Here is a 24,863-nt window from a genome sequence, read left to right on the forward strand (position 1 = left end):
CAGGCCTGGCGCTCGTGATCGGTTCGGCGGTGCTCGTCGGATGCACGCCCGCAGCAGCCACCCCGGAGGAGCGGGCGACCACTGCTCTGGACTCAGCATCGGACGAGCTCAGCGCAATCGTCGCGGGCTTCGCTCCCGAGGACTGCATCGATGGGGCGCTTCCCGTCAGCGTGGAGGAGGAGCGGCTGACGGCGGTCTTGCCCGCCGCGGACGACCCGTCGCAGGCGGCCGACCGCTCGTTCGCGCGCACGATGGTCGAGGGCGCCGGGCTCGGCGACTTCACCGCTGCCTTCGCCGAGGAGGTCTGCGGGCAGGAGTCTCTCGCCGATGCAGTGGCCGTCATCGAGCGGCTGGGGTCCACGCTGTGGCAGGACGCCGTCGCTCGCGCGCAAGCGATCGGCGAGGTCGACGGGGACCTGCCCGCGAGCGATGACCGCCCGCTCTACTGGGCGCGCCTCGAGGCCATGGCCGTGCTGCACCAGTGGAGCCCGGGCTTCGCGCTCTCCACCGAGGAGCGCGCGTCGCTGGTCGACGCCTTCGACCGCGCGGCCCGCGGCATGCTCGACATCGACCTACCTGCCGGCGACCAGGTGACCCGCGTGCTGGTGAGCGGTTTCGACCCCTTCACCCTCGACGGCGGCGCGACGGGCGACGCCAGCGGGACCGTCGGCAACCACATCCGCCACGGCAACCCGTCGGGCGCGATCGCTCTGGCGCTCGACGGCACCACGACGGCCGCGCCCGACGGCAGCACGGTGCACTACGAGGCGTACACGCTGCCGGTGAACTACCCCGAGTTCGAGCGCGGGTATCTGGAGGACACCGTCGGGCCGCTGCTCGGGGCAGGCGACGACTGGCTCGACGCATCGATCACCGTGAGCCAGGCGGGCGGCTCGTTCTTCGCGCTCGAGCAGTGGAACGGCCGCTATCACGGCGACGTCGCCGGCAACGACGGCTTCGCGCCCTGCCCGCCCGCCGCGTTGACCGGAACCCCGCAGCTGGCGCAGGACAACGACGGCTGCAACATCCAGGTGCCGGAGCGCTGGGGCGGCGGCGACAGCCTGACGGATCCGCCGCAGTGGACCGAGACGACGCTGCCGATCGAGCAGATGATCGCGGCGCGCACCGGCGCGGACGTGCCCCGCCCGGCCGGCAGCAGCTGGGAGGACGAGTCGGTCGCCTTCGGCGTCGTCTGGAACACCAACTACACCTACTTCCCGGACTGCGAGTCCGCCGACCTGGCGGACGCCTGGCAGCGCGAGGAGGCGTACCCGCCCGCCGTCGAACCGACGCCCCCGCCCGCGGACTCCTGTGCGCGCAGCGGGGGAGGCGGCGCCTACCTCTCGAACGAGTCGGGCTACCGCAACACGCTCCTGCGCGATCGGGCCGGCCTCGACATGCCCGCGGGACACATCCACACGCCCGACATGCAGCACTTCGACACGGACTTCGCCGTGACGGATGCGACGTTCGAGGCGTGGCGGGACGCCATCGTCGCGCAGGCACGCGAGCTCATCGAGGTCGTGGGGGGCGCACAGCTGACGAGCGCGCCGCGCGTCAAGGCTCCGCAGCCGCTGGCTGCGTCGGCGCGGCGAGTCCGGGCTCCTCAGTGCTCGGCACGACCGCGACCGGGCACGGCATGTTCATCAGGAGATCGTGGCTGACGGAGCCGAGCAGGAGCCCGGCGAGCCTGCCTCGCCCATGCGTGCCGACCACCGCGAGCCGCGCCCCCTCCGCGCGCTGCGCGAGCACGACGGACGCGCGGCCGTACTCGAGGATCGCCTCGACCGGGAGGGCCGGGTGCATTGCGCTGAGCCGTGCCACCGCGCGGTCGAGCACAGCCCGTTCGCTGGATTCGAAGGCTTCGATGGGGGACTCCATCGCCTCCCAAGCGCCGTTGACGAGCGGAGGGACGTCCCACGCCCGGACCGCGACGAGGGTGTCCCGCTCGCGCTCGGCCTCGCCGGCCGCGAACGCCATGGCCGCGCCGCCGGTCTCGTCATCGACGCCGACGACGACCCGCGCGCCGCCTGGCCGCCAGTCGACGGGCACGACGACGAGCGGGCAGTGCGTCCTCGCTGCGACGGCGAGCGGCAGCGTGCCGTGGATGAGCCCGACCGCTCCGCGCGTCTTGTGGGAGCCGATCACGAGCAGGTCCGCACGCCGCGAGGCCGCCTCCAGACCCGGGAGCCGGCGCGCGTGCTGCACGGTCGTCGAGACCTCGGCGGAGACACCGCTGAACCTGATGCGCTTGCCGGCCTCGTCGACGATGCGCTCGTGCTCTAGCAGCACCGGATCGGCGTTGGTCTGGGGGAACCAGTCGATGTCGACCACGGTGGTGATCTCCACGTGCATGTCGACGCTGCGCGCCCGGTCGACCACCCAGTCCAGCGCCGCTGCGCTCGCCGCGCCGCCGTCGACGGCGACCACGATGTGGTGAGGCATCCCGCACCCCCGTCCTAAGTCGGATAGCCCCATCATGCGGTAGGAAGCTTCTGGCCGGAAGGGTTGGCAGGTGCATCAGCGGCTGCTGACGGGCTCGAATGGGGCGCAGGATGAGACCGCCGTGGGCGTCGCGGAACGGCTCGAGCGGCCAACATGACTGATATTGCGCTTCTATAAGCCGGTGGCTTATCAACGATCGATATCAGTCGTACACTTATGTGCATGGGACGAGACGCCGTGGCTGTGATCGCCGACATCATCGGCTCGCGCGAGCTGCCTGACAGGCGAGCCGGGCAGGAGCAGGTGCTGCGCGCCTTCGCGCGGGCCGAGGAGCACGCCGGCGCCACGGTGCCCGCCTACGCCGCGGTGGGCGACGAGTTCCAGGCGGTCTACGACAGCGCGGAGCAAGCCGTCGTGTCGACGACGATCGTCGCGCTCTCGCTACCCGAGGGGCTCGAGCTGCGCTTCGGCATCGGCGCGGGGGAGGACCGCATCGTAGACGAGAGCGGCAGCGTGCCGATCAGGGACGGCAGCGCCTGGTGGCGGGCTCGAGAGGCGATCGACCACGTCAAGCAGGCCCAGCGCTCGGGGCGCAGCCGTGCGACGACGGCGTTCGTGCACGACGGTGGCGGCGAGGAGCGAGCCATTCGGGGGCTCCTGCTGCTGCGCGACCACATCGTCGGCGACATGCGAGCGCGCGACCGGCGGATCGCACTCGCGGGCCTCGAGGAGGTGCCACAAGCGCGCACTGCCGAGGCTGAGGGCATCCGCCAGTCAGCCGTCTCGCAGAGCTGGCACCGCTCGGGCGCGGCGGCGGTCGTCGAGATGCTGCGCCAGCTCGAGGGAGCCCGGTCGTGACCGCGGCAGCGATCATGCTCGTCATGGGGCTCGGGCACCTCGCGCTCAGCGCCCGGTCGCTCGCCACGGGGCACGCGGCCGACGAGGCGCCGGCCGCCGATGCCTCGCGAACCCCTCGCATCGCGCTGCGGGGAGCCGACTGGGCCTGGGCGGGCGCCGCATGGGTGATCGCCGCCGTCGCGCTCCTCTCGACCGGGCTGCCCTGGGCGTCGGCCGTCGTCGCGCTCGCGGTCTCCACCGTTGCGACCGCGCTGCTTGCCGCTCGAGCGCGGCTCGCCGCCATCTCGGGGTTCGTGCTGACCGCTGCCGCGATCGCGCTCGCGGTGCTGCTCGATGGCTCGGGCATCGACGCCGACGCGCCGCTCGCTCGCGCCCTCGACGGCAGCGTGCACGCGGACGCGCTCGCGCCGACCGTCGTCGTGGTCGCCGCCGCGGCGCTGCTCTTCCTCGGGCCGACGAGCAACGCGCTCGTGCGCGCGGTCGTCGGCGCGGCACGCCGCACGGATGAGCCGAGCGACGCGCCGCCGCGCCCGAGCGCGGCGTGGCGCGTGCTGCGCCGCGACAAGGAGCTCGCCGTCGTGCGGAAGGACGAGCCGGAGGCGACCGCGAGCGGCTTCCGCGGCGGGCGCGTCGTCGGCCCGCTCGAGCGCGTGCTCGTCTTCGCGTCGCTGCTCGCAGGGATGCCGGTCGTCATCGCGGGGCTCGTCGCGGCGAAGGGCGTCGTCCGCTTCCCCGAGATCTCGGCCGACCGCTCTGGCGGCACGAAGGCGGAGGAGTTCCTCGTCGGCACGCTCTGCAGCTTCCTGCTCGCGAGCCTGGCGGTGCTGACGGTCGTCGCTCGGCCGCAGTAGGCGGGCGTCAGCCGCCGAGAGCTGCGCAGACGTCGAGCTGCCGGCCCGACACGCGCTCGACCGTGAACGTCGAGCCGTCCGCGCCGACCGAGAGCACGACGCGGCCGGAGTGCACCGTGGTCGACGGACCCGCGGGCGTGTCGGTGGGGAAGAGGATGAGCGCGTTGTGCCCCGTGAGGATCCTCGTCTCGGAGCCATCGGCGTTGGCGTGCGTGCGCGTGACGCTGCCGTTCGATCGCGTCGACAGCGAGGCGCCCGTCTCGGCATTCGTGAACGTCAGCGAGGAGCCGGTCCCAGCAGTGATCGTCCGCACCCGCCCGTCGCGGTCGGTGAACGTCTTCGTCAACTGGCGCCCGTCGCCGAAGATCGCGATGTCGAGGGCGAACGAGCACGCACTGCCGGCGGGCAGCGGGATCACCGTGGGCGGGTCGGCCGCGTTCGCGCTCGAGCCGGCGCTGAGCAGCAGGAAGGCGGTGGCTGCGACCGCAGCTGCGCTCTTCGTCGTGGTCCTCATGGTGCCGACCTCCTCACGCCGCTGCTGCGGCGCGGTCTCTGGATGGGAGCGTTGCCGCCGAGAGGGTCGCTTGCTCGACGCGTGCGGCCGTCCCCAGCGGGTCCAGTGAACGCCCGGCGCGGGTGCCGGTCAAGACGCGATCGGCCGGCGCGCGCGTAGGATCGTCGCGTGGCGCACGACGAGCTGCCCGTGCAGGAGCGGGACGACCTGGCGCTCGAGCGCCAGGTGTGCTTCGCGCTGTCGGTCGCATCCCGCAGCGTCGTCGGCGCCTACCGCCCCGTGCTCGAGCCACTCGGCCTCTCGCACCCGCAGTACCTCGTGATGCTCGCGCTCTGGGGCTCGCGCTCGCTCTCGCTGCGCCAGCTGGCCGAGCAGCTGCGCCTCGAGCCGGCGACGCTCTCGCCGCTGGTCAAGCGGCTCGAGGCCGCGGGTCTCGTCGCGCGCGCGAGGCGCGCCGACGACGTGCGCACGCTCGACATCACGCTCACCGAGCGTGGCGCGGAGCTGCGCGAGCAGGCGCTCGCCGTGCCGGGGGAGATGATGCAGCGACTCGGGCTCGACCGCGACGAGCTCGAGCAGCTGCACCGCCTCATGACGCGGCTCATCGCGGCGGTCGACGGCGCCGAGGCCTGACGCCCGCTCAGGCGTTCGCGAGCACCACGAAGGCGATCACGGCGGCGGTCGTGCCGACGACCGTCACGGCTGCCGCGCAGTAGCCGACGACCCGCCAGGCGAGGATGTCGCCGCGCGTGAAGCTCTGCGGGTCGCGGTCGTGGGGCCAGCCCTGGTGGCGCGCGGTCGGCTCCTGCATGGTCGGACCGGTCTCCTCGGATCGCCGAATACTTAGCGCACTAAGCATATCGTCGATCCGAGCCGCGCCCGACCGGTCGGCGCGAGACAGAGCCTCAGTCCTCCTGCGCGACCGGCTCGAGCGTGAGGAACAGCCCGCCGTAGGGCGGCAGGCTCACGCTGAAGCTCTGCAGGTCGTCGACGTGGGCGATGCCCTCGCCGGTCGCGGCATCGATCACCGCGTGCTGCGTCGGCAGCGCCTCGGAGTGCACGGTGCCGTCGACGCCCTCGCCCGAGAAGTTCAGCACCGTCACCTGGATCGGCGCGTCGTCGGCGTCGGGCTTGCCGTCGTCGAGCCGGTGCACGAGCACGAGCATCGCGGGGTGCGCGACGTGCGGCACGTCGAGCTGCGTCGCGGTCGCAACGCCGTGGTCGCGGCGGATCCGCAGCACCTCGGCGAGCCGGTTCACGAAGGATCCCGGCTGCTCGATCTGCGCGGGGAGCGAGCCGTAGAGCGAGCGGCCGCGGGGCATGCCGGCCGACGACGTCATGGCGTCGGGCGCAGCGTCGATGAGGTCGTGCGCGCCGCGCTCGATCCAGCGGGTGTCGCCGGTGTCGATGAGGTCGCGCACGTCGTCGGCGGGGAGCGTCAGCATGCCGGTGAGGTCCCACCCCGAGAGCGCGAAGACGCCCGGCTGCCACGCGTTGTACTTCGCGAGCAGGATGTGGGCGTCGCGGATCGCGGGCACGGCGTCCTCGGTGATGTCGTCGAGGGTCGCGAAGCCCTGCGTCGCCGCGATGAGCGACGCGGTCGTGCAGGCGATGCCGTTCTGCGTGAAGACGCGGTTGTAGTCGGCCTGCTCGGTGAGCGTCTCGGTGAGCTCGGCGCGGATGAGCTCGGCGAGGTCGCCGCCGGTGATCTCCTTGTGGCGGAAGGGGTAGACCTCGTCGCGGTGCCGCGTCGCCCAGTGCACGAGCTCGTAGGTGAGCTCGTCGTGGTTCTGCAGGCCGTGCACGAGCCCGACCGGCTCGACGCCCAGCTCGAGCGACGACATGAGCGTGAGCCGCAGGAATTCGGTGTCGCCGGTCGCGAGCGCGTGGTGGTAGCCGGGGCGGCTGACGAAGTCGTAGGAGAGATCGGCGCCGACCGCGCTCGTGTCGCGGATGTCCTCGATCGTGAGGTTGAGCTCCTGGAACGTGAAGCCGCCGACCTTCCGCACCATGCCGGCGATGATGTGGTTCGCGGCGTGCGAGAGCGGATGCCCCTCCGACCAGGCGGGCAGGCCCTCCGCGCTCTTCTCGACGCCGAGGAAGCCGTTCGCGTCGAGGCGCAGGGCGCTCGTGCCGAGGTCGCCGAGCGAGTGGAGCGCGTCGCCGATCACGAGCCGCATGCCCGCGAACGTGGGGTCGAGCCAGTTGATCGAGGGCTGCCCCTGCTTGAAGTAGTGGAGGTAGACCCAGCGGCGCTCGACGCCGTCGACGCCGAGCACGGGCGGGGTCGCGCTCCAGTTCGTCTCCTTCACGCCGGGCATGTAGAAGATGACGCGCTGCAGCTCGCCGATGATGTAGCCGCGGTCGCTCAGCTCGCGTTCGGCGGCCGCGTCGAGGTTCGCCGCATCGCGGCCCTCCGGCACCTCGGGCAGCAGGTGCCAGTCCTCCGGCGGGATCTCGACCATGTGATAGATGCCGGGGTAGTCCTTGAACGCCATCTCGGCGAGCCGGAAGTCGGCGCCCTTGCCCGTGTGGCCCGGCACGATGTCGTCGATGATCGAGCCGCTGTGGTCGTCGGCGACGTCGGAGAGCCGACGGAACGCATCCTCGTCGCCGAAGGCGGGATCGATCTGCGTGCTGATCCGGTCGAAGTGGCCGTCGACGCTCGGCGTCTCCATCCAGCCGGTGATGCCGCCGGCGCGCTTGACGGGGCCGGTGTGGAGGCCGTTGATGCCGATGTGCTCGAACGCCTCCCAGAGCGCCTCCTCGCCGAGCGCGTCGAGGAACGACTGGCCGGGCTTCGTGATGAGCGAGATCGGGTAGGCGGTGAACCACACGTCGGCGACGCCGATCGCGCGCCGCGCGTCGGGGCGGGCATAGGGATTGCGCCACATCGACGGCTGGCCCGAGAGCTGCCGGCTGAGCACATCCGCGTCCTTGAGCATCGACTGGCGCACGAGCCACTCGACGTAGGAGGGGTTGGATGCGTTGGCGGTACGGGGGTCGGTGCGGAACCGCCGCACGCTGCCGCTGCGGAACTGGTCGCGCGGGCGCAGGCGACGGGGACGAGCGGGGTAGCGCTGCTCGTCGTAGGTGATCTCGGTGCCGTGCTCGTCGGGGTCATCCACGCATGCAGTCCTATCACGCCAGGGTGGGCGCTCCCGTGGTGCGAGGATCGACCCATGCGCGCCCTCCTGATCGATGCCGTCCGCTCGAGCCCCGCGGTGCGCGAGGCGCCCGCGCCGGCCGCTCCCGCGGGCGGCGTGGTGGTCGAGGTGCACGCGACGGGCCTGTGCCGCAGCGACTGGCACGCGTGGGCCGGGCACGACGACATCGCCTTCCCGCACGTGCCCGGTCACGAGCTCGCGGGCGTCGTCGCCGAGATCGGCGAGGGGGTCGAGCGGTGGCGCGTCGGCGACCGCGTGACGGTGCCGTTCGTGTGCGGCTGCGGGCGATGCGAGTGGTGCCTCGCGGGCGATGCGCAGGTGTGCCCGGCGCAGCAGCAGCCGGGCTTCACGCACTGGGGCTCGTTCGCCGAGCGCGTCGCGCTCCACGCGGCCGACGCCAACCTCGTCCGGATCCCCGACGGCGTCGACTTCGCGACCGCGGCCGCGCTCGGCTGCCGCTTCGCGACCGCCTACCGCGCCCTCGTGGCGCGAGCGCGCGTGCAGGCGGGGGAGTGGGTCGCGGTCGTCGGCGCCGGCGGTGTCGGCCTCAGCGCCGTGATGATCGCTCGCGCGCTCGGCGCACGGATCGTGGCGGTCGACCGCAATCCGGCGGCGCTCGAGCTCGCCGCCTCGCTCGGGGCGGAGGCGACCGTGCTCGCCGACGGGCGCGACGTGCCCGCGGACGTCACGGTGATCACGGGCGGCGGCGCGCACGTCGCGGTCGACGCCGTCGGGAGCGAGCAGACGGCGTCGGATGCGGTGCTGGGCTTGCGCCGTCGCGGCCGGCACGTGCAGATCGGCCTCCTGCCGCCGGTCGACGGGCACCCGCGCGTGCCGATGGATCGCGTGATCGCGTGGGAGCTCGACGTGCTGGGCAGCCACGGGATGGCGGCCGCCGACTACCCGGGGATGCTCGAGCTCATCGAGCGGGGCGTGCTCGAGCCGCAGCGCCTCATCGAGCGCACCGTCTCGCTCGCGGAGGCGGCGGCGCTGCTGCCGGGCTTCGACCGCTCGAGCGCCGCGGGCGTGACGATGATCGACCCGCGCCGCTGACGAGCGACTAGGAGAGCACCGCCCAGCCGCGCGGGCCGAGCCCCACGGCGCCGCTCGAGAGCTCGCCGTCGCCGGCCTCGACGCTCGTCGCGTCGGCGGCCGGCAGCCGGACCGGCTCGTCGGCGAGGTTGAGCGCGGTGATGACGCGGTCGCTCGCGGTCGCCGTGCGGAGCACGATGGATGCGTTGTCGACGTGCACGACGTCGGTCTGCGCGCGGTGCACCCACGCGTGCCGTCGGCGGAGCGCGAGCAGCGCCGCGTGCACGCCGTACGCGCGCGCCGCCGCGGGCTCCAGCGCGTCGGGCGCCGACGGCTCCGCGGGGAACTGCGGCCGCACGGCGTCGTCGCCGCCGAGCCGCTCCTCCTTGCGCCCCGTGAAGCCGAGCTCATCGCCCGCGTAGACCGACGGCGTGCCGGCGACGGTCGCGAGCACGGCCATCGCGTGCGGCACGAAGGCCGGGCCGACCGCGGTCGCGATGCGGGTGACGTCGTGGTTGCCGATGAAGGTCGAGGGCACGAAGTCGCGCACGAGCGCGCTGTGGCGCTCGATCGCGTGCGCGAGCTCGTGGCAGTTGCGGTCGGCGATGCCGTGCCAGATGCCCTGCCACAGCTCGTACTGCGTGAGCGAGTCCATCGTCGACGCGCGCACGATCGCCGCGGCATCGCCGTGGATGACCTCGCCGGTGAAGTAGGCGCCGGGGAAGCGCTCGCGCACGCGCGGCAGCACGCGCGCCCAGAACGCCGGCGGCACGGCGTAGGCCGCGTCGAGCCGCCAGCCGTCGATCCCGCGCTCGAGCCAGTGGGTCATGACGTCGACGACGAGGTCGGCCACGGCATCCGACTCGTGGTCGAGCGCGACGAGCTGCTCGTGCCCCTCGAACACGTCGGCGGGGACTTGCTCGCCCGGCGACCAGGCGTCCCAGTGGACGCGGAAGAGCCCGGCGGTCTCGGCCCCCGGCCCGTGCGCCTCGAGGGCGCGGAAGGCGGGATGCGCGCGGCCGACGTGGTTGAAGACACCGTCGAGCAGCACGCGGATGCCGCGCTCGCGGCACGCGGCGACGAGCCGGTCGAAGTCGGCCTCGTCGCCGAGCCGCGGGTCGATGCGGAAGTGGTCGATCGTGTCGTAGCCGTGCGTCGCGGAGGCGAAGATCGGCCCGAGCTGCAGGCCGTTGAGCCCGAGCGCGACGAGATGGTCGAGCCACGCCTCGAGGTGGCCGAGCCGGTGCTCGATCGCGGTCTCGGCCGGCGGCGCTTCGGGGCGGATGGGCGCGCCGACGAAGCCGAGCGGGTAGACGTGCCACCACATGACGTGCTGCACCCAGTCGGGCTCGGCGTGCGGTCGCGCTGCGGGATCGGTCACCACTCCATCCTGCACCGCCGCTGCTGTCAGGCCTCTCCGAGCAGCGACAGGCCGGCCGCGACAGCGAAGCCGACGACGGTTGCGAGGCCCGTGAGCGACTGCGCCTTCTCGCGCGCCTCGGGGATCATCGCGTCGATGAGCATGACGAGCAGCGCGCCGGCCGCGATGCCGTCGATCGTGCCGACGACTGCCGGCGATGCGGCGTCGGCGAGCAGTCGGCCGGCGACGGCCGCGAGCGCGCAGACGACCGCGACGGCGGCCCAGAGCCCGAGCACGAAGCGCCTCGAGCGGCCGTCGCGCAGCATGTCGGCGGATGCGCCGATCGACTCGGGTAGGTTGGAGACGAAGATCGAGACGAGCAGCGCCACGCTCACGCCGCCGCCCGCCGCCAGGCCGATCCCGAGCACCGCTTGCTCGGGGATGCCGTCGAGCAGCGCGCCGACCGCGAGCGGGAAGCCGGCCGCGCCGCCGCCGCGCCGGCCCGACCAGCGCTCGACGGCGCGATCGGCGGCGAAGTAGGCGAGCGCACCGAGCGCGAGGCCGATCCCGACCCCGACGGGGCCGCCCTGCTCGACGCCGGCCTCGGCGAGCTCGAACGCGACCGAGGCGATGAGCGCGCCCGCTCCGAAGGCGAGCACGACGCCGACGGTGTGGTCGGACCACGGCCGGACGACGGCGAGCAGCGCCCCCGCGAGCAGGGAGCCGGCAGCGATCCCGCCCCACAGCAGCGCCTCGAGCACCGCTCCTCCTCCTGCCCAGAGCCCGGCTCAGCCCGCGAACTCCCGCACCGGCAGCCCCGTGACGCCGGGATCGACGGCGAAGAGCGCGCCGGCGGTCGGCTCCTCGTCATCGGGGAGGTCCTCGCGCGAGCTGGTGATGAAGAGCCGGTCGAGGCGCTCGCCGCCGAACGCGCACGCGGTGACCTTCGTCACGCCGGGCACCTCGATGCGCCCGTCGAGCGTGCCGTCGGGACGGAACCGCAGCACCGCGCCCTGGTTCACGGCCGCGACCCACACGCATCCCTCGGCATCGACCGTGAGCCCGTCGGGGTGGCCGTCGTCGGGGAGCGAGGCGAGCTCGCGCCGGTTTGTCAGCCCCGTCTCGCGCGCGTAGTCGAAGACCGCGACGGCGCCCGTCGGGGTGTCGTCGTAGTAGGCGAGCGAGCCGTCGGGGCTCCACTCGAGGCCGTTGGAGACGGTCACGCCGGTCAGCACCGTGCTCGTCGCGCCGTCGGGATCGAGGCGGTGGAGGGATGCGGCGCCGGGGGACTGGTCGTAGGCCATCGAGCCGCAGTAGAAGCGCCCGTCGGGATCGCAGCCGCCCTCGTTCATGCGGATGTCACCCGACGACCAGAGCTCCGGCAGCCGGTGGATCGTGCCGTCGAGGTCCTCGAGCGCGAAGCCCCGCTCGATGCCGATGACCGCGCCGCCGCCGCGCCGCGGGCGCACGCACGCGACGATGTCGTCGACGTGCCGCCGCTCGATGCCGGTCTCGGTGAGCGTGAGGATGTCGCCGGCGAGCATGTCGAGCCAGCGCAGCCCGCCCCACCACTCCGACCAGACGGGCCCCTCGCCGTGGTAGGCGATCGGGTCGGTGATCTGCTCGGCGCGCATCGGCTCTCCTTCGCTCGGGACTGGAGCCAGCCAAGCGCGCCGACCTGGGAGCCCGCGGAGGAGCGGGGCGCCGTCAGCGCTTGACCGCCGCGATCCGCTCGACCGTGCCCGCCTTCAGCCGCTCGGCCTCGACGACCTCGAAGCCTGCTGCCTCGACGAGCGGCCGCTGCCGGCGCGTGAAGTGCTCGCCCGCGACGCGGATCGTCAGCTGCTCGACGAGCCGCTGACCCGCGCGCAGCGGCCACGCGGTGCTCGCGACGTGGTCGAGCAGCAGCAGCGCGCCGCCGGCCACGAGCACGCGGTGCATCTCGGCGATCGCGGCCTCGGGCCGCGGGATGCTGCAGAGGCCGAGCGCGCACACGACGGTGTCGAACGACGCGTCGGCGAACGGCAGCCGCTCGGCGTCGCCCTCGACGAGCTCGACGACGCGGCCGAGCTCCGCCGCGCGCCGCCGCGCCTCGGCCAGCATGCGCGGGCTCAGGTCGAGGCCGGTGACGGATGCGTCGGGCGGGTAGTGCGGGAGGTTCGCCCCGGTGCCGACGGCGACGTCGAGCACGCGGCCGCGCGCCCTCGCGCCGAGCCACTCGTGGCCGCCCGCGAACCAGAGCCGCTCGAGCGGCCGCACGCCCCGGTCGTAGCGGGGCGCGGCCTCGTCCCACAGCCGGCGCTGCCGCGCCGTCGGATCCTCGCGCCTCGCCATCGCCGATCCTCCTCGTCGGCGATGCTCGTCGCCCGCGCCGCGGTCGTCAAGACGGCAGCGGCAGCCCCTCGAGCGCCCGCACGTCGACGTCCTGCACGGCGATGCCCGCGCGAGCGGCGGCGGCCGCCGCGATCCCTGCCGCCTCGCCGAGCATCTGGTACTGCGGCTCCATCCGCACCGACGAGAACGCGACGTGCGACGCCGAGAGGCACACGGGCACGAGCAGGTTCTCGCAGTCCTCGCGCCGCGGCGTGAGGCTCCGGTACGGGATCGGGTAGCGCGGTGCCGGCACCGAGAGGTAGCCCTCCGTGACGACCATCGCGACCGGCCGCGGATGCTCGTAGACCCAGCGCCAGCCGCGCTGCACCTCGCGGATGTCGAGGTGGTACGAGCCGAGGGCCACGGCGTCGTCGTGCGGCCGCGCATCCAGCACGTCGTGCTCGGTGAGCACGTGCGCGCCGATCATCCTGCGGGCCTCGCGCACGTAGAGCTGGTGGGGGAAGTGCGCCGTGTCGGCGAACTCGTCGGCCGGCAGCCCCCACCGCGTGAGCTCGTCGCGCACGTGGCGCGGCACGGCCGGATCGCTCGAGAGGAAGTGCAGGAAGCCGCGGGCGTGCCGCTCGTGGTGGAGCCGCAGCTGCTCGCGCCGCTCCGGGCTCGCGAGCGGGTACTCCCACGCCGAGCCGTCGAGCACGCTGAGCGAGAAGGGACCGAGGGAGTTCGCGTCGCACTTGCCGCCCGGCAGGTTGGGCTCGAGCCCGAGCAGGCGCTCGGCGGTCACGTCGACGCGATCGCGCCGCCAGCGGGCGAAGAGGCGGCGCCCGAGCTCCCAATGGGCCTCGTCGTAGTCGTCCGGACGGGAGAGGGGGATGCGGTCGGTCGCCGTCGTGAGGCACACCCGGTAGCCGTACGACATGACGCCGCCGTCGCCGGCGCCGACGGGCGCGAGCGGCTGCGGGCGGATCTGCGGCAGGAGCGGGCCCTCGATGAAGCCATCGGGATCGTCGGCGAAGGGCGAGATCCACGGGGGCATGACGTGCCGGCCCGGCACGAGCTCCTGCCGGCCGGCGAAGCGCTCGCCGTGCAGGGCTCGGTCCTCGCGCCCGACCGCGGCCGGCACGCCGACCGCTGCCAGCAGGTCGCCCTCGTAGCTCGCGTCGATGAAGACCGCCGCCTGCGCTTCGAGCGACGGCACGGACGGGGCCGAGCCCGGCCCGAACGACGCCGCCCGGATGCGGCCGAGCTCGAGGTCGGCGGCGACGACCCGCGCGTGGAGCTGCACCTCGACGCCGGCCTCCTCGAGCCAGCGCACGAGGATGGCCTCGGCGACGTGCGGCTCGGGCCCCGCGAAGCGGCCGGGGGCGACGCCGTAGTGCTCGGCGACGGCGGTGCGCAAGCGCTGCGCGGCGCCCGCGATCGCGCGGAGGTCGCCGATGTCGGTGTAGCTGAGGCCTCCGCTCGTCATGCCGCCGAGGTGGCCGCCCGGCTCGACGAGCAGCACCGCGGCGCCGTGCGCGGCCGCGGCCACGGCCGCGCACACCCCGGCCGCGGTGCCGCCGTAGACCAGCACGTCGGCCGAGCGCCGTGCGGGCTCCGTCGCCATGCCGCGATCCTAGGGGGCCGGCCGGACGGGAATAGTTCTGATTTGAAGTGGTTGGATCGACTGTGCGGGTTCGGATCCCGCGCGACAGCAGCTCGAAGCGTCGCACCACGCGACGCCGATCACCATCCAAGGAGACGATTCATGTCGAAGATCGCCATCATCACCGGCAGCACCCGCCCCGGCCGCATCAACCGCGGTGTCGCGGACTGGGTCCTCGAGCTCGCGCAGCAGCGCGGTGACGCGGAGTACGAGCTGGTCGACATCGCCGACTACGACCTGCCGCTCTACGACGAGCCGCTGCCCGCCGGCTACCAGCAGTACACGAAGGACCACACGAAGGCGTGGTCGGCGAAGATCGCCGAGTTCGACGGCTACGTGTTCGTCACGGGCGAGTACAACCACTCGGTGACGCCGGCGCTCGCGAACGCGATCTCCTTCCTCAACGCCGAGTGGAACAACAAGGCAGCCGGCATCGTCGGCTACGGCTCGGCGATGGGCGTCCGCGCGATCGAGCACCTGCGCGGCATCCTCTCCGAGCTCCAGGTCGCGCACGTGCAGAAGACGGGCATGTTCTCGCTCTTCACCGACTTCGAGAACTTCTCCACCTTCAAGCCGACCGAGCTGCAGGCCGAGTCGGTGCCGCCGATGCTCGACCAGCTGATCGTCTGGACGAAGGCGATGGAGTCGGTGCGCGAGGGCGCGCTCGTCAACGCCTGACGCATCCTGCCGCGAAGCGGGCTCCCGATCGGGGGCCCGCTTCGTGCTTGTCACGGGCGGTGCTCGTGTGGTGCGCTTGCGCCGTGAGCTTCTTCTCCGCCGAGCCCGAGCCTCCCGAGCCCGACGAGCCGACGCAGCCCGAGCGCCCCGCGTGGTGGGGGCCGCCGGACGACGAGCTGCCGGCCATCGTGCCGGCCACCGAGGTGCTCGCGGCGACGCCGCGCCTGAGCATCGCGCTCGCGGGCGCGTTCGTCTACCGGGCGGGGCTCGAGCTGCGCATCGAGCGACGCCTCCGCCGCGGGGACCTGCCCGCGACCGAGTGGCACCGGCTCGTCGCCGCCTTCATGGAGCACGGCCCCATGCCGGGCCCTGAGGATCCGGCGGCGCGCCTGCGCTTCGGGCTCGTGCTCGGCGATGGCACCCGAGTGCTCGACGACCAGCTCTTCCGCCCGCGCTCCGACCCGATGGAGCGACCCGAGGGGCACACGCTCATGCGCATGGGCGGCGGCGGCGGGGGCGGCGACCGCAGCTACACCGGTAGCGAGACGCTCTGGCTGTGGCCGCTGCCGCCGGACGGGCCGCTCGAGCTCGTCATGCAGTGGCCGGCGCTCGGCGTCGACGAGACGCGCGCCGTGCTCGACGGCACCGCCATCCGTCGGCGTGCGGACGACGCGGTGGCGGTCTGGCCGGAGGAGTGAAGCGGATGCGTCCGGTCACCCTCGAGCGCGACCGGACGCATCCGCCCGCTCGTCAGGGGAGGACGTTGCGATCGGCCGCGGCCGACGGGCTCACGTCGACCGGCTGGTCGCGCTTGATCGCGACGATGCGACCCGTGCGGGTGAACTCCTCCTGCACATCGTCGTCGTGGCGCTGCGTCGCGAGGCTCACGAGCATCGCGACGAGCAGGTTGAGCGCGAAGCCCGGCACGATCTCGTAGAGCGTGAAGAAGGCGATGTCGGTCGCCTGCTCGATCGCATCCCAGATGAACACGGTCGCGGCACCGACGATCATGCCGGCGAGCGCGCCCCAGCTCGTCAGGCGGCGCCAGAAGAGGCTCAGCAGCACGATCGGGCCGAACGCGGCACCGAAGCCGGCCCATGCGAAGCCGACGAGGCCGAGGATCGTGTCGGACGGGCTGATCGCGAGCACCGCGGCGATCGCCGCGACCGCGAGCACGCACGCGCGGCCGAGCAGCACGAGCGTGCGCTGCGAGGGCTGGCGCTTGACGAAGACCTGGAACAGGTCCTCGACGAGCGCCGACGAGCACACGATGAGCTGGCTCGAGAGCGTCGACATGATCGCCGCGAGCACCGCCGCGAGCACGAGGCCCGCGACGAACGGGTGCAGCAGTGCCTGCGACATCGCGAGCACGATCGTCTCGGGGTTGTCGAGCCCGAGGCCCGACTGCTGCACGTAGGCGATGCCGATGAAGCCGGAGACGACGGCGCCGACGAGCGAGATGATCATCCACGAGATGCCGATGCGGCGGGCGGGCCGTGCCGCCGGCACCGACTTGAGGGCCATGAAGCGCACGATGATGTGCGGCTGGCCGACGTAGCCGAGCCCCCACGCGAGCGAGGAGACGATGCCGAGCACCGCGAGGCCGTCGAGGTCGGCGGGGATGAGGCCCTGCAGCTCGGCGCCGGAGTCGGCGATGCCCTCCTGCACGCCCGCGAGCCCGCCGACCGTGAAGAACGCGATGACGGGGATGATGATGAGCGCGAGGAGCATCATGAGGCCCTGCACGACGTCGGTGAGCGATGCGCCGAGGAAGCCTCCGAAGAGCGTGTAGAGGAGCGTGACGCCGCTCACGAGCAGCATGCCCCAGACGTACTCGGCGCCGAACGACGACTCGAAGAAGACGCCGCCGGCCACCATGCCGGAGGAGACGTAGAACGTGAAGAACACGAGGATGATGAGGCCCGAGACGATGCGGAGCGAGCGGGAGCGGTCGCGCAGCCGGTTCTCGAAGAAGCTCGGGATCGTGATGGAGTTCTTCGCCACCTCGGTGTAGGCGCGCAGTCGCGGTGCGACGAACTTCCAGTTGAGGTAGGCGCCGATCGTCAGGCCGATCGCGATCCACGCCTCGATGAGCCCTGCCGCGTAGATCGCGCCGGGGAGGCCCATGAGCAGCCAGCCCGACATGTCGGACGCGCCTGCCGAGAGCGCCGCGGTGACGGGGCTCAGCTCTCGGCCCGCGAGCATGTAGTCCTCGTGGCTCTTCGTCTTCCGCGCGGCGTAGACGCCGATGGCGATCATCGCCGCGAAGTAGAGCCCGATGGCGAGCAGCTGGAAGGTCACGTCAGACATCGTCGTCTCCTCTGTCGGTGCGCTGCCCAGCCTATCCGGACGCCGTTCCGATGACGTCCGCCCTCTTCCGCTCGCGGCGCGAGCGATATATCGTTCGGTATCGCTCACGCGACGACGAGGAGGTCATCGTGCACGGTGAAAGGAGCGGCTACGGGCCGCCGAGGAACGGCTTCGAGCGCGGCAGGGACGGCTTCGGCTCCGGCCGCGACGGCTACGGGCCGCGGGGCTTCGGGTTCGGGCCGCCGGGAGCTGGCATGTGGGAGGCGATGGAGCAGCTGCGCTCGGCGTTCGACAAGCGCGGGGGACCGACGCGCATGGGCCGCGGGGACGTGCGGGCCGCGATCATCGCGCTGCTCGCCGAGCGACCCATGCACGGCTACCAGATCATCCGCGAGATCGAGGAGCGCAGCGGCGGCGCGTGGCGGCCGAGCGCCGGCTCCGTCTACCCGACGCTGCAGCTGCTCGCCGACGAGGGGTTCATCACGGCCGAGGAGGCGAGCGGGCGGAAGACCTACTCGCTCACCGAGGCGGGGCGCGCGGAGGCCGACGAGGCCGCAGACCGCCCGGCGCCGTGGCTCGCGACCGAGCGCGGGCCCGGAAGCCACGGCGCGCTCCCGCGAGCGGGCATGGACCTCGCGCAAGCGGCGGCCCAGGTGCATCGCTCCGGCAGCCCGGAGCAGGTGCAGCAAGCGGTGGAGGTGCTCGACGCGGCACGGCGTAGGCTCTACGCCATCCTCGCCCAGGACTGACCCGGATCCCGCCGCGGCGGGCGCAAGGAGTGGCCATGCCCGACGCCGGCAGCACGCGAGCGCGCTACCGGCGCATCCTGCGCTTCGCCGCTCGCCACCTGGCGGTCGTGTGGTGGTTCGAGCTCGTGCTGCCGCGCTTCGGCCTCGGCGCGCTCGCCGCCCGCGGCCGCAGCGCGCGGCTGCGGCGGCTCGCGCGCCGCTTCCACGTGCTCGCCGTCGACCTCGGCGGCCTCATGATCAAGGTCGGCCAGTTCATGTCGTCGCGGCTCGACGTGCTGCCGCCCGAGATCACGCGCGAGCTCGAGGGGCTGCAGGACGAGGCGCCTGCCGTGCCGTTCGAGGCGATCCGGGCGCTCGCCGAGGCGGAGCTCGGGATGCCGCTAGAACGCGCGCTCGCGTGGATCGAGCCCGAGCCGCTCGCGGCCGCCTCGCTCGGCCAGGCGCACCGCGCCCGCCTGACCGAGGCCGACGCATCCGAGACCGGCATCGACGCGGCGATCGTCAAAGTGCAGCGACCGGGTATCGACGCGATCGTCGCCGTCGATCTCGCGGCGCTGCGCCGCGTCGCTCGGTGGCTCAGCCGCGTGCGGGTCGTCGCGACCCGCGTCGACGTGCCCGCGCTCATCGAGGAGTTCGCCGTCACGAGCATCGAGGAGATCGACTACCTGCACGAGGCCGCGAACGCCGAGCGCTTCGCCGAGTCGTTCGCGGGCGACGCGCGCGTCGGCGTGCCCGAGGTCGTGTGGGAGCGCACGAGCCGCCGCGTGCTCGTGCTGCGCGACGTCGCGGCGATCAAGATCAACGACCGCGAGGGGCTCCTGGCGGCGGGCATCGACCCCGCCGAGGTCGCCGCGACCTTCGCCGCCGTCATGTTCGACCAGCTCTTCTCGCACGGCTTCTTCCACGCCGACCCGCACCCGGGGAACCTCTTCGTCACCCCGGCGGGGCCGGATGCGTCGGGAACGGATGCTTCGAGCCCGGCCTGGCGCATCACCTTCGTCGACTTCGGGATGATGGGGGAGGTGCCGCCCGGCACGCGCGCGGGGCTGCGTCGCATGCTCATCGCGGCCGCCGGGCGCGACGGCCGCGGCCTCGTCGCCGCGATGCGCGACCTCGGCGCGCTGCTGCCGACCGCCGACGCCGACGCACTCGAGCGGGCGATGGCGCACGCGTTCGCACGCTTCGGCGGCATGGGGTTCGCGGAGCTCCGCGAGGTCGACCCGCGCGAGTTCCGCGACTTCGCGGTCGAGTTCGGCGACCTGCTGCGCACGATGCCGTTCCAGCTGCCGGAGGACTTCCTGCTCATCGTGCGCGCGATGTCGCTCACCTCGGGCATGTGCTCCTCGCTCGACCCCGCGTTCAACCTGTGGGACGCCGTCGAGCCCTACGCCGCGAGGCTGCTGCGGGAGGAGCGCGGCGGCCTCGTGCGATCGCTCGCGCAGGAGGCGCTCGACGAGGCCGCGGTCGCCGTGCGGCTGCCCGCCCGCATCGACCGCGTCGTCACGCGGCTCGAGGAGGGGCGGCTCGCCGTCACCGCTCCCGCGCTCGAGCGGCGGATCGCGCGCGTCGAGCGAGCGCTCCGGCGGCTCGTCTCGGCGATCCTCTTCGCGGGCCTGCTCGTGGCCGGCGCGGTGCTGCTGCCGCAGGACGGCGTGCTCGGCACGACGCTCATGGTCCTCTCGGCCCTGCCTCTCACGCACGTGGTCGTCGCCGGGCTGGTCGCGAGAGCCAGGCGGCACGGGCCCCGCTGACGGCCAGCGCGATCGATCAGCTGCTCGAGCCGCCTCCCGAAGAGCCGCCGTCGTCGAGCACGAACGTGACCTCGAGGTTCACCTGCCACGACGTGATCTGCCCGTCTGCGATGTTGACGACGTGGTCCTTGACCCACGCGCCCTCGATGCCGCGCAGCGTCTCGTTGGCGCGGGCGATGCCCTGCCGCACGGCGTCCTCGAAGCCCTCGTCCGAGCGCGAGCTGATGGTGGTGATGCGAGCGATCGAAGCCATGATCGTGGTCCTCCTTGACCGATGCGAGGGATCTCCTCGCGTCGAGCCAAGCGCGCATCGGGCAGGAGCGCTAGCCCCGTGTCCCGGCGTCCCACCGACGTGTGACGAAGCGTGACTCGGGCGGCTTCCGGCGCCGCTCCCGCCGGGGATAGCGTGCGGGCACCGACCAGGAGGAATCCCATGACCCGCATCGACGTCTCCCACGCCGGCAGCCTGCCGCGCACGCCACAGCTCATCGCCGCGAACGCGGCGCGCTCGCTCGCCGACGACGGCTTGACCCTCGAGCGCCCGCCCGAGTTCGAGCGCCTGCTCGCGGCCGCGGTCGCCGACCTCGTGCGGCGCCAGCGCGACCTCGGCATCACGATCATCGGCGACGGCGAGTACGGGAAGACGATGTCGAGCGCCCTCGACTACGGCGCGTGGTGGAGCTACGTCTTCCAGCGGGTCGCCGGCCTCGAGGTCACGGGCGAGGACATCTTCACCCAAGCCCCGCAGCGCTCCGCGCCCGGGGACATCCGGCTCACGTCGTTCCCGGACCGCCGCGACTGGGTGCGCTTCGCCGACGCATACCTCGATCCCGAGCACCCGCTGCTCGACTCGACCCCCGCGACGGCCTTCCCGGCGACGACGGGGGACCTGCGCTACATCGGGCAGGACGCGCTCGCGACCGACATCGCCAATCTGCGAGCCGGGCTCGATGCGGCCGGCGCCGACCAGGGCTTCCTGACCGCGCTCTCGCCCGGCTCGGCGTCGCGCATCGCGAACCGCCACTACGCGACCGACGAGGAGCACATCTGGGCGTGGGCCGAGGTGCTGCGCGAGGAGTACCGCGCGATCGTCGACGCGGGGCTCATCGTGCAGATCGACGACCCGTCGCTCGCCGAGAACTGGGACCAGATCAACCCCGAGCCGTCGATCGAGGACTACCTGGCGTTCACGCGCATCCGCATCGACGCGCTCAACCACGCCATCCGCGGCCTGCCCGAGGAGCAGGTGCGGCTCCACATCTGCTGGGGCTCGTGGCACGGCCCGCACACGACCGACGTGCCGTTCCGCGACATCGTCGAGCTCGTGCTCGAGGCGAACGCGGGCACCTACTCCTTCGAGGCCGCGAACGCGCGCCACGAGCACGAGTGGCGCATCTGGGAGGACGTCGAGCTGCCTGCCGGCAAGCGGATCGCTCCCGGCGTCGTCGGCCACGCGACGAACGTCGTCGAGCACCCGGAGCTCGTCGCCGACCGCATCGAGCGCTTCGCGCGGCTCGTCGGCCCTGAGCGCGTCGTCGCCTCGACCGACTGCGGCCTCGGCGGCCGCATCCACCCGTCGATCGCCGCGGCGAAGCTCGAGGCGCTCGGACAGGGCGCGCGGCTCGCCCAGCAGCGGCTCGGGGCGTCGACCGCGATCGTCTGAGGCTGCGCTCGCTCGACGCCGTGATCCTGCTTCGTCAGGGCCCCGGCGTCGAGCGCTGCCCACCGGGGCCGCCGCGGCGCGCACCGGCACCGGAGCCCGCCCGCCCGCGTCAACCGTGCAGCGGCGCCAGCGCCCCGAGGAGGTCGGCGACGATGTCGTCGGCGCGCTCCAGGCCGATGGAGAGGCGCACGAGCCCGGGCGTGATGCCGATCGTGCGTCGCTCGTGCTCGGCGAGCTTGCCGTGGATCGTGCTCCCCGTGTGGATCGCGAGCGTGCGCACGTCGCCGATGTGCGTCATCTGGCTCACGAGCTCGAGCCCGTCGAGGAACGCGCGCGCTGCGTCGCGGCCGCCCGCGAGCTCGATCGAGACGACGGATCCCGCGCCGCGCGGGAGCAGGCGCGCCACGAGCTCGTGCCGGCCGTCATCGAGCCCGGGATAGTGCACGCGCGCGACCGCCGGGTGCCGGTCGAGCGCCTCGACGACCGCGCGCGCATTGGCGACGTGCCGCTCCATGCGCAGCGAGAGGGTCTCGATGCCGTGCAGCAGCAGGAACGCGCTCGCCGGCGGGAACGTCGGACCCTGCTCGAGCACGACCACGGAGCGCAGGAACGCCCCGAACGCCGCGTCGCCCGATCGCTCGACGAAGGAGGGCGCGCCGTGCGGACGTGGCTCGTGCAGGTGCGGGAAGCGCTCGGCCGCCCACGCGAAGCCGCCGCCGTCGACGATCGCGCCGCCGATGACGGAGCCGTGCCCGCCGAGCCACTTCGAGGTCGAGTGGATGACGACGGCCGCGCCGTGCTCGATCGGCCGGCAGAGGTAGGGGGTCGCGACGGTGTTGTCGACGACGAGCGGCACGCCCGTGCGCGCGGAGACGCGGCCGAGGAGCGCGAGGTCGGCGACTTCGCCGAGCGGGTTGGCGATCGACTCGGCGTAGATGGCGCGGGTCGAGGGGCGCACGGCCGCGACCCAGCGCTCCTCGACGGCGTCGAGCGGCAGCTGCTCGAACTCGAGGCCCTGCCGCCGCAGCACGCCGCGCATCATCTCGCGCGTGCCCTCGTAGAGCCGGTCGGTCGTGAGGATGTGGTCGCCCGCTTGCGCGAGCGCCCCGAGGGCGGCGGCGATCGCCGCTTGCCCGCTCGCGACGAGCACGGCGTCGACGCCTCCCTCGAGGTCGGCGATGCGGCGCGCGGCGACGACGTTCGTCGGGTTGTCGTTGCGCGAGTACGCGCGCCGGGCGCTGCGACCCGCGAAGCGCTCGACGCCGTCGTCGAAGCTGTCGAAGACGTACCCGGCGCTCTGGTAGATCGGCGTCACGCGAGCGCCCGCCTCGCCGTCGAGGATCGCGCCCGCGTGCACCTGCCGGGTCTCGAAGCCCCACTCGCGGCTCATCGGGCGACGCCCGTCGTGATCGGCGCGAGCGCGTCGGCGAGGCGGTCGACGAGCTCCTCGAGCACGGCGGCCGGCGTCGCGAAGACGAGCCGCACGTGGTCGTCGAAGCCCCGACCGCAGAGCGCGCCGTCCGTGAGCGTGACGGCCGCGCGCTCGCGCACGAGCTCGGCCCTCGATCTCGGCGGCAGCTCGAGCCTCGCGAGGTCGAGCCACGCGAAGTACGTCGCCTCGGGTGGCGTCCACCGCACGAGCGGGAGCCGCTCGTCGAGCAGCCGCCCGAGCAGGTCGCGGTTGCGCTGCAGGTAGCCGAGCGTCTCCGCGAGCCACGGACCGCCGTCGCGGTACGCGGCCGTCGACGCGATGGCGCCGAGCGTCGAGGCGCCGTGGGGGACGGCGAAGCCGAGTCGTCGGTAGACCGCCTCATCGGCGTCGTTCGAGGTGATGAGCTGCGCGGCCTTGAGACCCGCGATGTTCCACCCCTTCGAAGCGCTCGTGCCGGTGACGGTGTGCGCCGCGGCGGCATCGCTCACCGACGCGTACGGCACGTGTTCGTGACCGTCGAAGCGCAGGGGAGCGTGGATCTCGTCGGCGAAGACGCGCCCGCCGTGAGCGTCGACGACCCGGGCGATCGCCTCGAGCTCCGCGCGCGGCACCACGGCGCCCGTCGGGTTGTGCGGGTTGCACAGCACGAGGGTGCGCGCGCCGGCGGTGAACGCGCGGTCGATCCCCTCGACGTCATGGCACCAGCGGCCGCCGACCTCGACGCCCGGCACCTCGATGACCTCCCGGCCGAGCGCGGCGAGGGCGGTGTGGAACGGCATGTACGCGGGCGTCGGGACGATGACGGGCGATCCCGCCGGCGAGTACAGGGCGACCGCGACGCCGAGCGCCGCCATGACGTCGGAGACCGCGTGCACGCGCTCCGGATCGACGGCCCAGCCGTGCTCGCGGCGCTGGAACGTCGCGGTCGCCTCCGCGAGGTCCGCTGCCGTCGCTGGGGAGAGGTAGCCCAGCACGTCGTCGCGCACGGCGCGCTCGAGCGCCTCGCGCACCGCGGGAGCGGTGCCGAAGTCCATCTCGGCGACCCACGCGCCGATCGTGCCGGGGTGGAGGCTCCACTTGCGGCTCGACGGCCGCTCGAGACAGGAGCGGTCGATCCGGTCGTAGGGGTGCTCGTCCCGCGTGCGCATGCCGCTCCCTCCGCCGCTCGCTCGAGCGGGCGGGGCCAGCCTCGCATCGGCGGCGCGGGACGCCGAAGCCGCTCGGTAACGCGGCGCAACCTGCGGCGGCGCCGCGCTACTCCGGATCGCCCGCGACGGCGCGGTGGCGCGCGGCGAGCGCGAGCGCCCAGAGCGCGAGGACGACGACGCCGCTCACCGCGGCGGCCCAGACTCCGGCGCCGAGCGAGACGACGAGGGCGAAGATGAAGCTCGTGACGCCCACCACGAGCAGCGAGACGACCGCGATCGTCGCGATGAGCAGCCGGTCGCTCACCCGCACGATGCGGCTCTTGACGCGCTTCGCGAAGTGCAGCCGGTGCACCATCACCGGGGTCAGCCCCAGCAGCGTCGCGGCGGCGGAGGCCCCGACGAGCACGAGGTAGTGCACGACCTCGTGCGGCTCGAGATCGCGGAAGGCGTCGGTGAACGCGACGGCGAGCAGGAAGCCGGAGATCAGCTGCGTGCCGGTCAGCGCGACGCGCAGCTCCTGCAGGATGTCGTTGAAGTTGCGGTCGGCCCGCTCCTCCGGCGTCTCGTCGCGCCCGTGCCGGCCGTTCGCCGTGCTCGAGGCCGCGCTCGCGTGCTCCTCCATGCTGGGCATCCTGCCACCGCGGAGGCGTCAGTGGTCGCGCAAGCGCTCGACGAGCTCGGCCTTCTTGAGCTTCGACGTGCCCTCGATGCCGAGCTCCTTCGCGCGGTCGCGGAGCTCGTCGACGGTGCGATCCTCGTAGCGCTCCGCGTCGCCGCCGCGCTCGCCGAGCTTGTCCCGCCCGTCGCGCGCGGCCGCGTTCGCGATCCTCGCCGCCTTCTCCGACGAGTTCCCCTCGTCCTTGAGCTTCCGGTAGAGCTCCTCGTCCTTGATGCTCGAGTTCGGCATCCGATCCTCCTCGCCTCCGCGC

Annotated in this window: 25 protein-coding genes; 10 read left to right on the forward strand and 15 right to left on the reverse strand. The window is 73.3% G+C overall.

Annotated features, from left to right (window positions below; all coding sequences use genetic code 11):
- Positions 1 to 170 precede the first annotated feature (170 nt).
- The gene (locus H508_RS15330; RefSeq protein ID WP_211220854.1) at positions 171 to 1,664 is read left to right on the forward strand and encodes a C15 family peptidase; all 1,494 of its coding nucleotides are present in this window, start codon (positions 171 to 173) and stop codon (positions 1,662 to 1,664) included.
- Here H508_RS15330 and H508_RS17170 read toward each other — a convergent pair.
- Positions 1,558 to 2,445 (reverse strand): universal stress protein, encoded by an 888-nt coding sequence (locus H508_RS17170; protein WP_169514167.1) that lies wholly within the window; start codon positions 2,443 to 2,445, stop codon positions 1,558 to 1,560. The genes H508_RS15330 and H508_RS17170 overlap by 107 nt on opposite strands.
- Before the next feature lie 222 nt (positions 2,446 to 2,667).
- On the opposite strand from H508_RS17170, the gene H508_RS0108000 reads away from it, so the two are divergent.
- Together H508_RS0108000 and H508_RS16790 are read left to right on the forward strand one after the other, a co-directional pair.
- Positions 2,668 to 3,303, forward strand: a complete 636-nt coding sequence (locus H508_RS0108000; protein ID WP_035254535.1) for a SatD family protein — start codon at positions 2,668 to 2,670, stop codon at positions 3,301 to 3,303.
- Complete coding sequence (locus tag H508_RS16790) at positions 3,300 to 4,154, forward strand: hypothetical protein (RefSeq protein ID WP_051223044.1); 855 nt, start codon at positions 3,300 to 3,302, stop codon at positions 4,152 to 4,154. Before H508_RS0108000 ends, H508_RS16790 begins: the two co-directional genes overlap by 4 nt.
- 7 nt (positions 4,155 to 4,161) lie before the next feature.
- On the opposite strand, the gene H508_RS0108010 is transcribed toward H508_RS16790, so the two are convergent.
- A complete protein-coding gene (locus H508_RS0108010) occupies positions 4,162 to 4,668 on the reverse strand; it encodes a hypothetical protein (RefSeq protein ID WP_026373668.1) in 507 nt (168 codons plus the stop codon).
- Between the two features lie 168 nt (positions 4,669 to 4,836).
- Here H508_RS0108010 and H508_RS0108015 point away from each other — a divergent pair, with 168 nt between their 5' ends.
- Positions 4,837 to 5,301 (forward strand): MarR family winged helix-turn-helix transcriptional regulator, encoded by a 465-nt coding sequence (locus H508_RS0108015; RefSeq protein WP_026373669.1) that lies wholly within the window; start codon positions 4,837 to 4,839, stop codon positions 5,299 to 5,301.
- A 7-nt stretch (positions 5,302 to 5,308) separates the two neighbouring features.
- Here the strand turns inward: H508_RS0108015 and H508_RS17410 are convergent, their stop codons facing one another.
- Positions 5,309 to 5,479 carry a hypothetical protein gene (locus H508_RS17410; protein ID WP_156906033.1) on the reverse strand — a complete coding sequence of 57 codons (171 nt, stop codon included), beginning with the start codon at positions 5,477 to 5,479 and terminating at the stop codon, positions 5,309 to 5,311.
- Between the two features lie 94 nt (positions 5,480 to 5,573).
- Positions 5,574 to 7,796, reverse strand: coding sequence for a maltose alpha-D-glucosyltransferase (gene treS / locus H508_RS0108025; RefSeq protein ID WP_026373670.1), 2,223 nt, complete (start codon positions 7,794 to 7,796; stop codon positions 5,574 to 5,576).
- A gap of 54 nt (positions 7,797 to 7,850) precedes the next feature.
- Here treS and H508_RS0108030 point away from each other — a divergent pair, with 54 nt between their 5' ends.
- Positions 7,851 to 8,888, forward strand: a complete 1,038-nt coding sequence (locus H508_RS0108030) for a zinc-binding dehydrogenase (RefSeq protein ID WP_026373671.1) — start codon at positions 7,851 to 7,853, stop codon at positions 8,886 to 8,888.
- Between the two features lie 7 nt (positions 8,889 to 8,895).
- Here the strand turns inward: H508_RS0108030 and H508_RS0108035 are convergent, their stop codons facing one another.
- From H508_RS0108035 to H508_RS0108055, 5 genes are all read right to left on the reverse strand, one after another.
- Positions 8,896 to 10,194 (reverse strand): alpha-amylase family protein, encoded by a 1,299-nt coding sequence (locus H508_RS0108035; protein WP_035254553.1) that lies wholly within the window; start codon positions 10,192 to 10,194, stop codon positions 8,896 to 8,898.
- Positions 10,195 to 10,274: 80 nt separating this feature from the next.
- Positions 10,275 to 10,988, reverse strand: coding sequence for a ZIP family metal transporter (locus H508_RS0108040; protein WP_026373673.1), 714 nt, complete (start codon positions 10,986 to 10,988; stop codon positions 10,275 to 10,277).
- Between the two features lie 27 nt (positions 10,989 to 11,015).
- On the reverse strand, positions 11,016 to 11,861 hold the full coding sequence (locus tag H508_RS0108045) for an SMP-30/gluconolactonase/LRE family protein (RefSeq protein WP_026373674.1): 846 nt from the start codon (positions 11,859 to 11,861) through the stop codon (positions 11,016 to 11,018).
- A 73-nt stretch (positions 11,862 to 11,934) separates the two neighbouring features.
- On the reverse strand, positions 11,935 to 12,561 hold the full coding sequence (locus H508_RS0108050; protein WP_026373675.1) for a class I SAM-dependent methyltransferase: 627 nt from the start codon (positions 12,559 to 12,561) through the stop codon (positions 11,935 to 11,937).
- 46 nt (positions 12,562 to 12,607) lie between these two features.
- On the reverse strand, positions 12,608 to 14,164 hold the full coding sequence (locus H508_RS0108055) for an FAD-dependent oxidoreductase (RefSeq protein WP_026373676.1): 1,557 nt from the start codon (positions 14,162 to 14,164) through the stop codon (positions 12,608 to 12,610).
- Between the two features lie 141 nt (positions 14,165 to 14,305).
- On the opposite strand from H508_RS0108055, the gene H508_RS0108060 reads away from it, so the two are divergent.
- Together H508_RS0108060 and H508_RS16795 are read left to right on the forward strand one after the other, a co-directional pair.
- Positions 14,306 to 14,881 carry an NADPH-dependent FMN reductase gene (locus tag H508_RS0108060; protein ID WP_026373677.1) on the forward strand — a complete coding sequence of 192 codons (576 nt, stop codon included), beginning with the start codon at positions 14,306 to 14,308 and terminating at the stop codon, positions 14,879 to 14,881.
- An 83-nt stretch (positions 14,882 to 14,964) separates the two neighbouring features.
- Positions 14,965 to 15,579: a hypothetical protein gene (locus H508_RS16795; RefSeq protein ID WP_051223046.1), complete on the forward strand. Its 615-nt coding sequence runs from the start codon at positions 14,965 to 14,967 to the stop codon at positions 15,577 to 15,579.
- A 52-nt stretch (positions 15,580 to 15,631) separates the two neighbouring features.
- On the opposite strand, the gene putP is transcribed toward H508_RS16795, so the two are convergent.
- A complete protein-coding gene (putP, locus tag H508_RS0108070) occupies positions 15,632 to 17,191 on the reverse strand; it encodes a sodium/proline symporter PutP (protein ID WP_026373678.1) in 1,560 nt (519 codons plus the stop codon).
- A 254-nt stretch (positions 17,192 to 17,445) separates the two neighbouring features.
- Here putP and H508_RS15345 point away from each other — a divergent pair, with 254 nt between their 5' ends.
- Both H508_RS15345 and H508_RS0108080 read left to right on the forward strand, forming a co-directional pair.
- Positions 17,446 to 17,940, forward strand: coding sequence for a PadR family transcriptional regulator (locus H508_RS15345; RefSeq protein WP_035254555.1), 495 nt, complete (start codon positions 17,446 to 17,448; stop codon positions 17,938 to 17,940).
- Positions 17,941 to 17,975: 35 nt separating this feature from the next.
- Positions 17,976 to 19,691, forward strand: coding sequence for an ABC1 kinase family protein (locus H508_RS0108080; protein ID WP_026373679.1), 1,716 nt, complete (start codon positions 17,976 to 17,978; stop codon positions 19,689 to 19,691).
- A gap of 16 nt (positions 19,692 to 19,707) precedes the next feature.
- Here H508_RS0108080 and H508_RS0108085 read toward each other — a convergent pair whose 3' ends face one another.
- A complete protein-coding gene (locus H508_RS0108085) occupies positions 19,708 to 19,944 on the reverse strand; it encodes a dodecin family protein (RefSeq protein WP_026373680.1) in 237 nt (78 codons plus the stop codon).
- Positions 19,945 to 20,124: 180 nt separating this feature from the next.
- Here H508_RS0108085 and H508_RS0108090 point away from each other — a divergent pair, with 180 nt between their 5' ends.
- Positions 20,125 to 21,354, forward strand: coding sequence for a cobalamin-independent methionine synthase II family protein (locus H508_RS0108090; protein WP_026373681.1), 1,230 nt, complete (start codon positions 20,125 to 20,127; stop codon positions 21,352 to 21,354).
- Between the two features lie 109 nt (positions 21,355 to 21,463).
- On the opposite strand, the gene H508_RS0108095 is transcribed toward H508_RS0108090, so the two are convergent.
- From H508_RS0108095 to H508_RS0108110, 4 genes are all read right to left on the reverse strand, one after another.
- The gene (locus tag H508_RS0108095) at positions 21,464 to 22,744 is read right to left on the reverse strand and encodes an O-acetylhomoserine aminocarboxypropyltransferase/cysteine synthase family protein (RefSeq protein ID WP_026373682.1); all 1,281 of its coding nucleotides are present in this window, start codon (positions 22,742 to 22,744) and stop codon (positions 21,464 to 21,466) included.
- Positions 22,741 to 23,934, reverse strand: coding sequence for a MalY/PatB family protein (locus H508_RS0108100; RefSeq protein ID WP_026373683.1), 1,194 nt, complete (start codon positions 23,932 to 23,934; stop codon positions 22,741 to 22,743). Before H508_RS0108100 ends, H508_RS0108095 begins: the two co-directional genes overlap by 4 nt.
- Positions 23,935 to 24,040: 106 nt before the next feature.
- Positions 24,041 to 24,556: a DUF6328 family protein gene (locus tag H508_RS0108105; protein WP_051223050.1), complete on the reverse strand. Its 516-nt coding sequence runs from the start codon at positions 24,554 to 24,556 to the stop codon at positions 24,041 to 24,043.
- Between the two features lie 27 nt (positions 24,557 to 24,583).
- Entirely contained in the window at positions 24,584 to 24,841 is a 258-nt protein-coding gene (locus H508_RS0108110) for a DUF7218 family protein (RefSeq protein ID WP_026373685.1), read from the reverse strand.
- Positions 24,842 to 24,863: the final 22 nt, after the last annotated feature.

This window comes from Agrococcus lahaulensis DSM 17612 (assembly GCF_000425105.1).
Taxonomy (GTDB): domain Bacteria; phylum Actinomycetota; class Actinomycetes; order Actinomycetales; family Microbacteriaceae; genus Agrococcus; species Agrococcus lahaulensis.

Bases quoted from the DNA above. Each gene is read 5' to 3' on its own strand.
- H508_RS17170 (WP_169514167.1), bottom strand. From the start codon at position 2,445: ATGCCTCACCACATCGTGGTCGCCGTCGACGGCGGCGCGGCGAGCGCA.
- H508_RS0108000 (WP_035254535.1), top strand. From the start codon at position 2,668: ATGGGACGAGACGCCGTGGCTGTGATCGCCGACATCATCGGCTCGCGC.
- H508_RS0108010 (WP_026373668.1), bottom strand. From the start codon at position 4,668: ATGAGGACCACGACGAAGAGCGCAGCTGCGGTCGCAGCCACCGCCTTC.
- H508_RS17410 (WP_156906033.1), bottom strand. From the start codon at position 5,479: ATGCAGGAGCCGACCGCGCGCCACCAGGGCTGGCCCCACGACCGCGAC.
- H508_RS0108030 (WP_026373671.1), top strand. From the start codon at position 7,851: ATGCGCGCCCTCCTGATCGATGCCGTCCGCTCGAGCCCCGCGGTGCGC.
- H508_RS0108035 (WP_035254553.1), bottom strand. From the start codon at position 10,194: ATGTGGTGGCACGTCTACCCGCTCGGCTTCGTCGGCGCGCCCATCCGC.
- H508_RS0108045 (WP_026373674.1), bottom strand. From the start codon at position 11,861: ATGCGCGCCGAGCAGATCACCGACCCGATCGCCTACCACGGCGAGGGG.
- H508_RS0108050 (WP_026373675.1), bottom strand. From the start codon at position 12,561: ATGGCGAGGCGCGAGGATCCGACGGCGCGGCAGCGCCGGCTGTGGGAC.
- H508_RS0108055 (WP_026373676.1), bottom strand. From the start codon at position 14,164: ATGGCGACGGAGCCCGCACGGCGCTCGGCCGACGTGCTGGTCTACGGC.
- H508_RS0108060 (WP_026373677.1), top strand. From the start codon at position 14,306: ATGTCGAAGATCGCCATCATCACCGGCAGCACCCGCCCCGGCCGCATC.
- putP (WP_026373678.1), bottom strand. From the start codon at position 17,191: ATGTCTGACGTGACCTTCCAGCTGCTCGCCATCGGGCTCTACTTCGCG.
- H508_RS15345 (WP_035254555.1), top strand. From the start codon at position 17,446: ATGTGGGAGGCGATGGAGCAGCTGCGCTCGGCGTTCGACAAGCGCGGG.
- H508_RS0108080 (WP_026373679.1), top strand. From the start codon at position 17,976: ATGCCCGACGCCGGCAGCACGCGAGCGCGCTACCGGCGCATCCTGCGC.
- H508_RS0108085 (WP_026373680.1), bottom strand. From the start codon at position 19,944: ATGGCTTCGATCGCTCGCATCACCACCATCAGCTCGCGCTCGGACGAG.
- H508_RS0108090 (WP_026373681.1), top strand. From the start codon at position 20,125: ATGACCCGCATCGACGTCTCCCACGCCGGCAGCCTGCCGCGCACGCCA.
- H508_RS0108095 (WP_026373682.1), bottom strand. From the start codon at position 22,744: ATGAGCCGCGAGTGGGGCTTCGAGACCCGGCAGGTGCACGCGGGCGCG.
- H508_RS0108100 (WP_026373683.1), bottom strand. From the start codon at position 23,934: ATGCGCACGCGGGACGAGCACCCCTACGACCGGATCGACCGCTCCTGT.
- H508_RS0108105 (WP_051223050.1), bottom strand. From the start codon at position 24,556: ATGGAGGAGCACGCGAGCGCGGCCTCGAGCACGGCGAACGGCCGGCAC.
- H508_RS0108110 (WP_026373685.1), bottom strand. From the start codon at position 24,841: ATGCCGAACTCGAGCATCAAGGACGAGGAGCTCTACCGGAAGCTCAAG.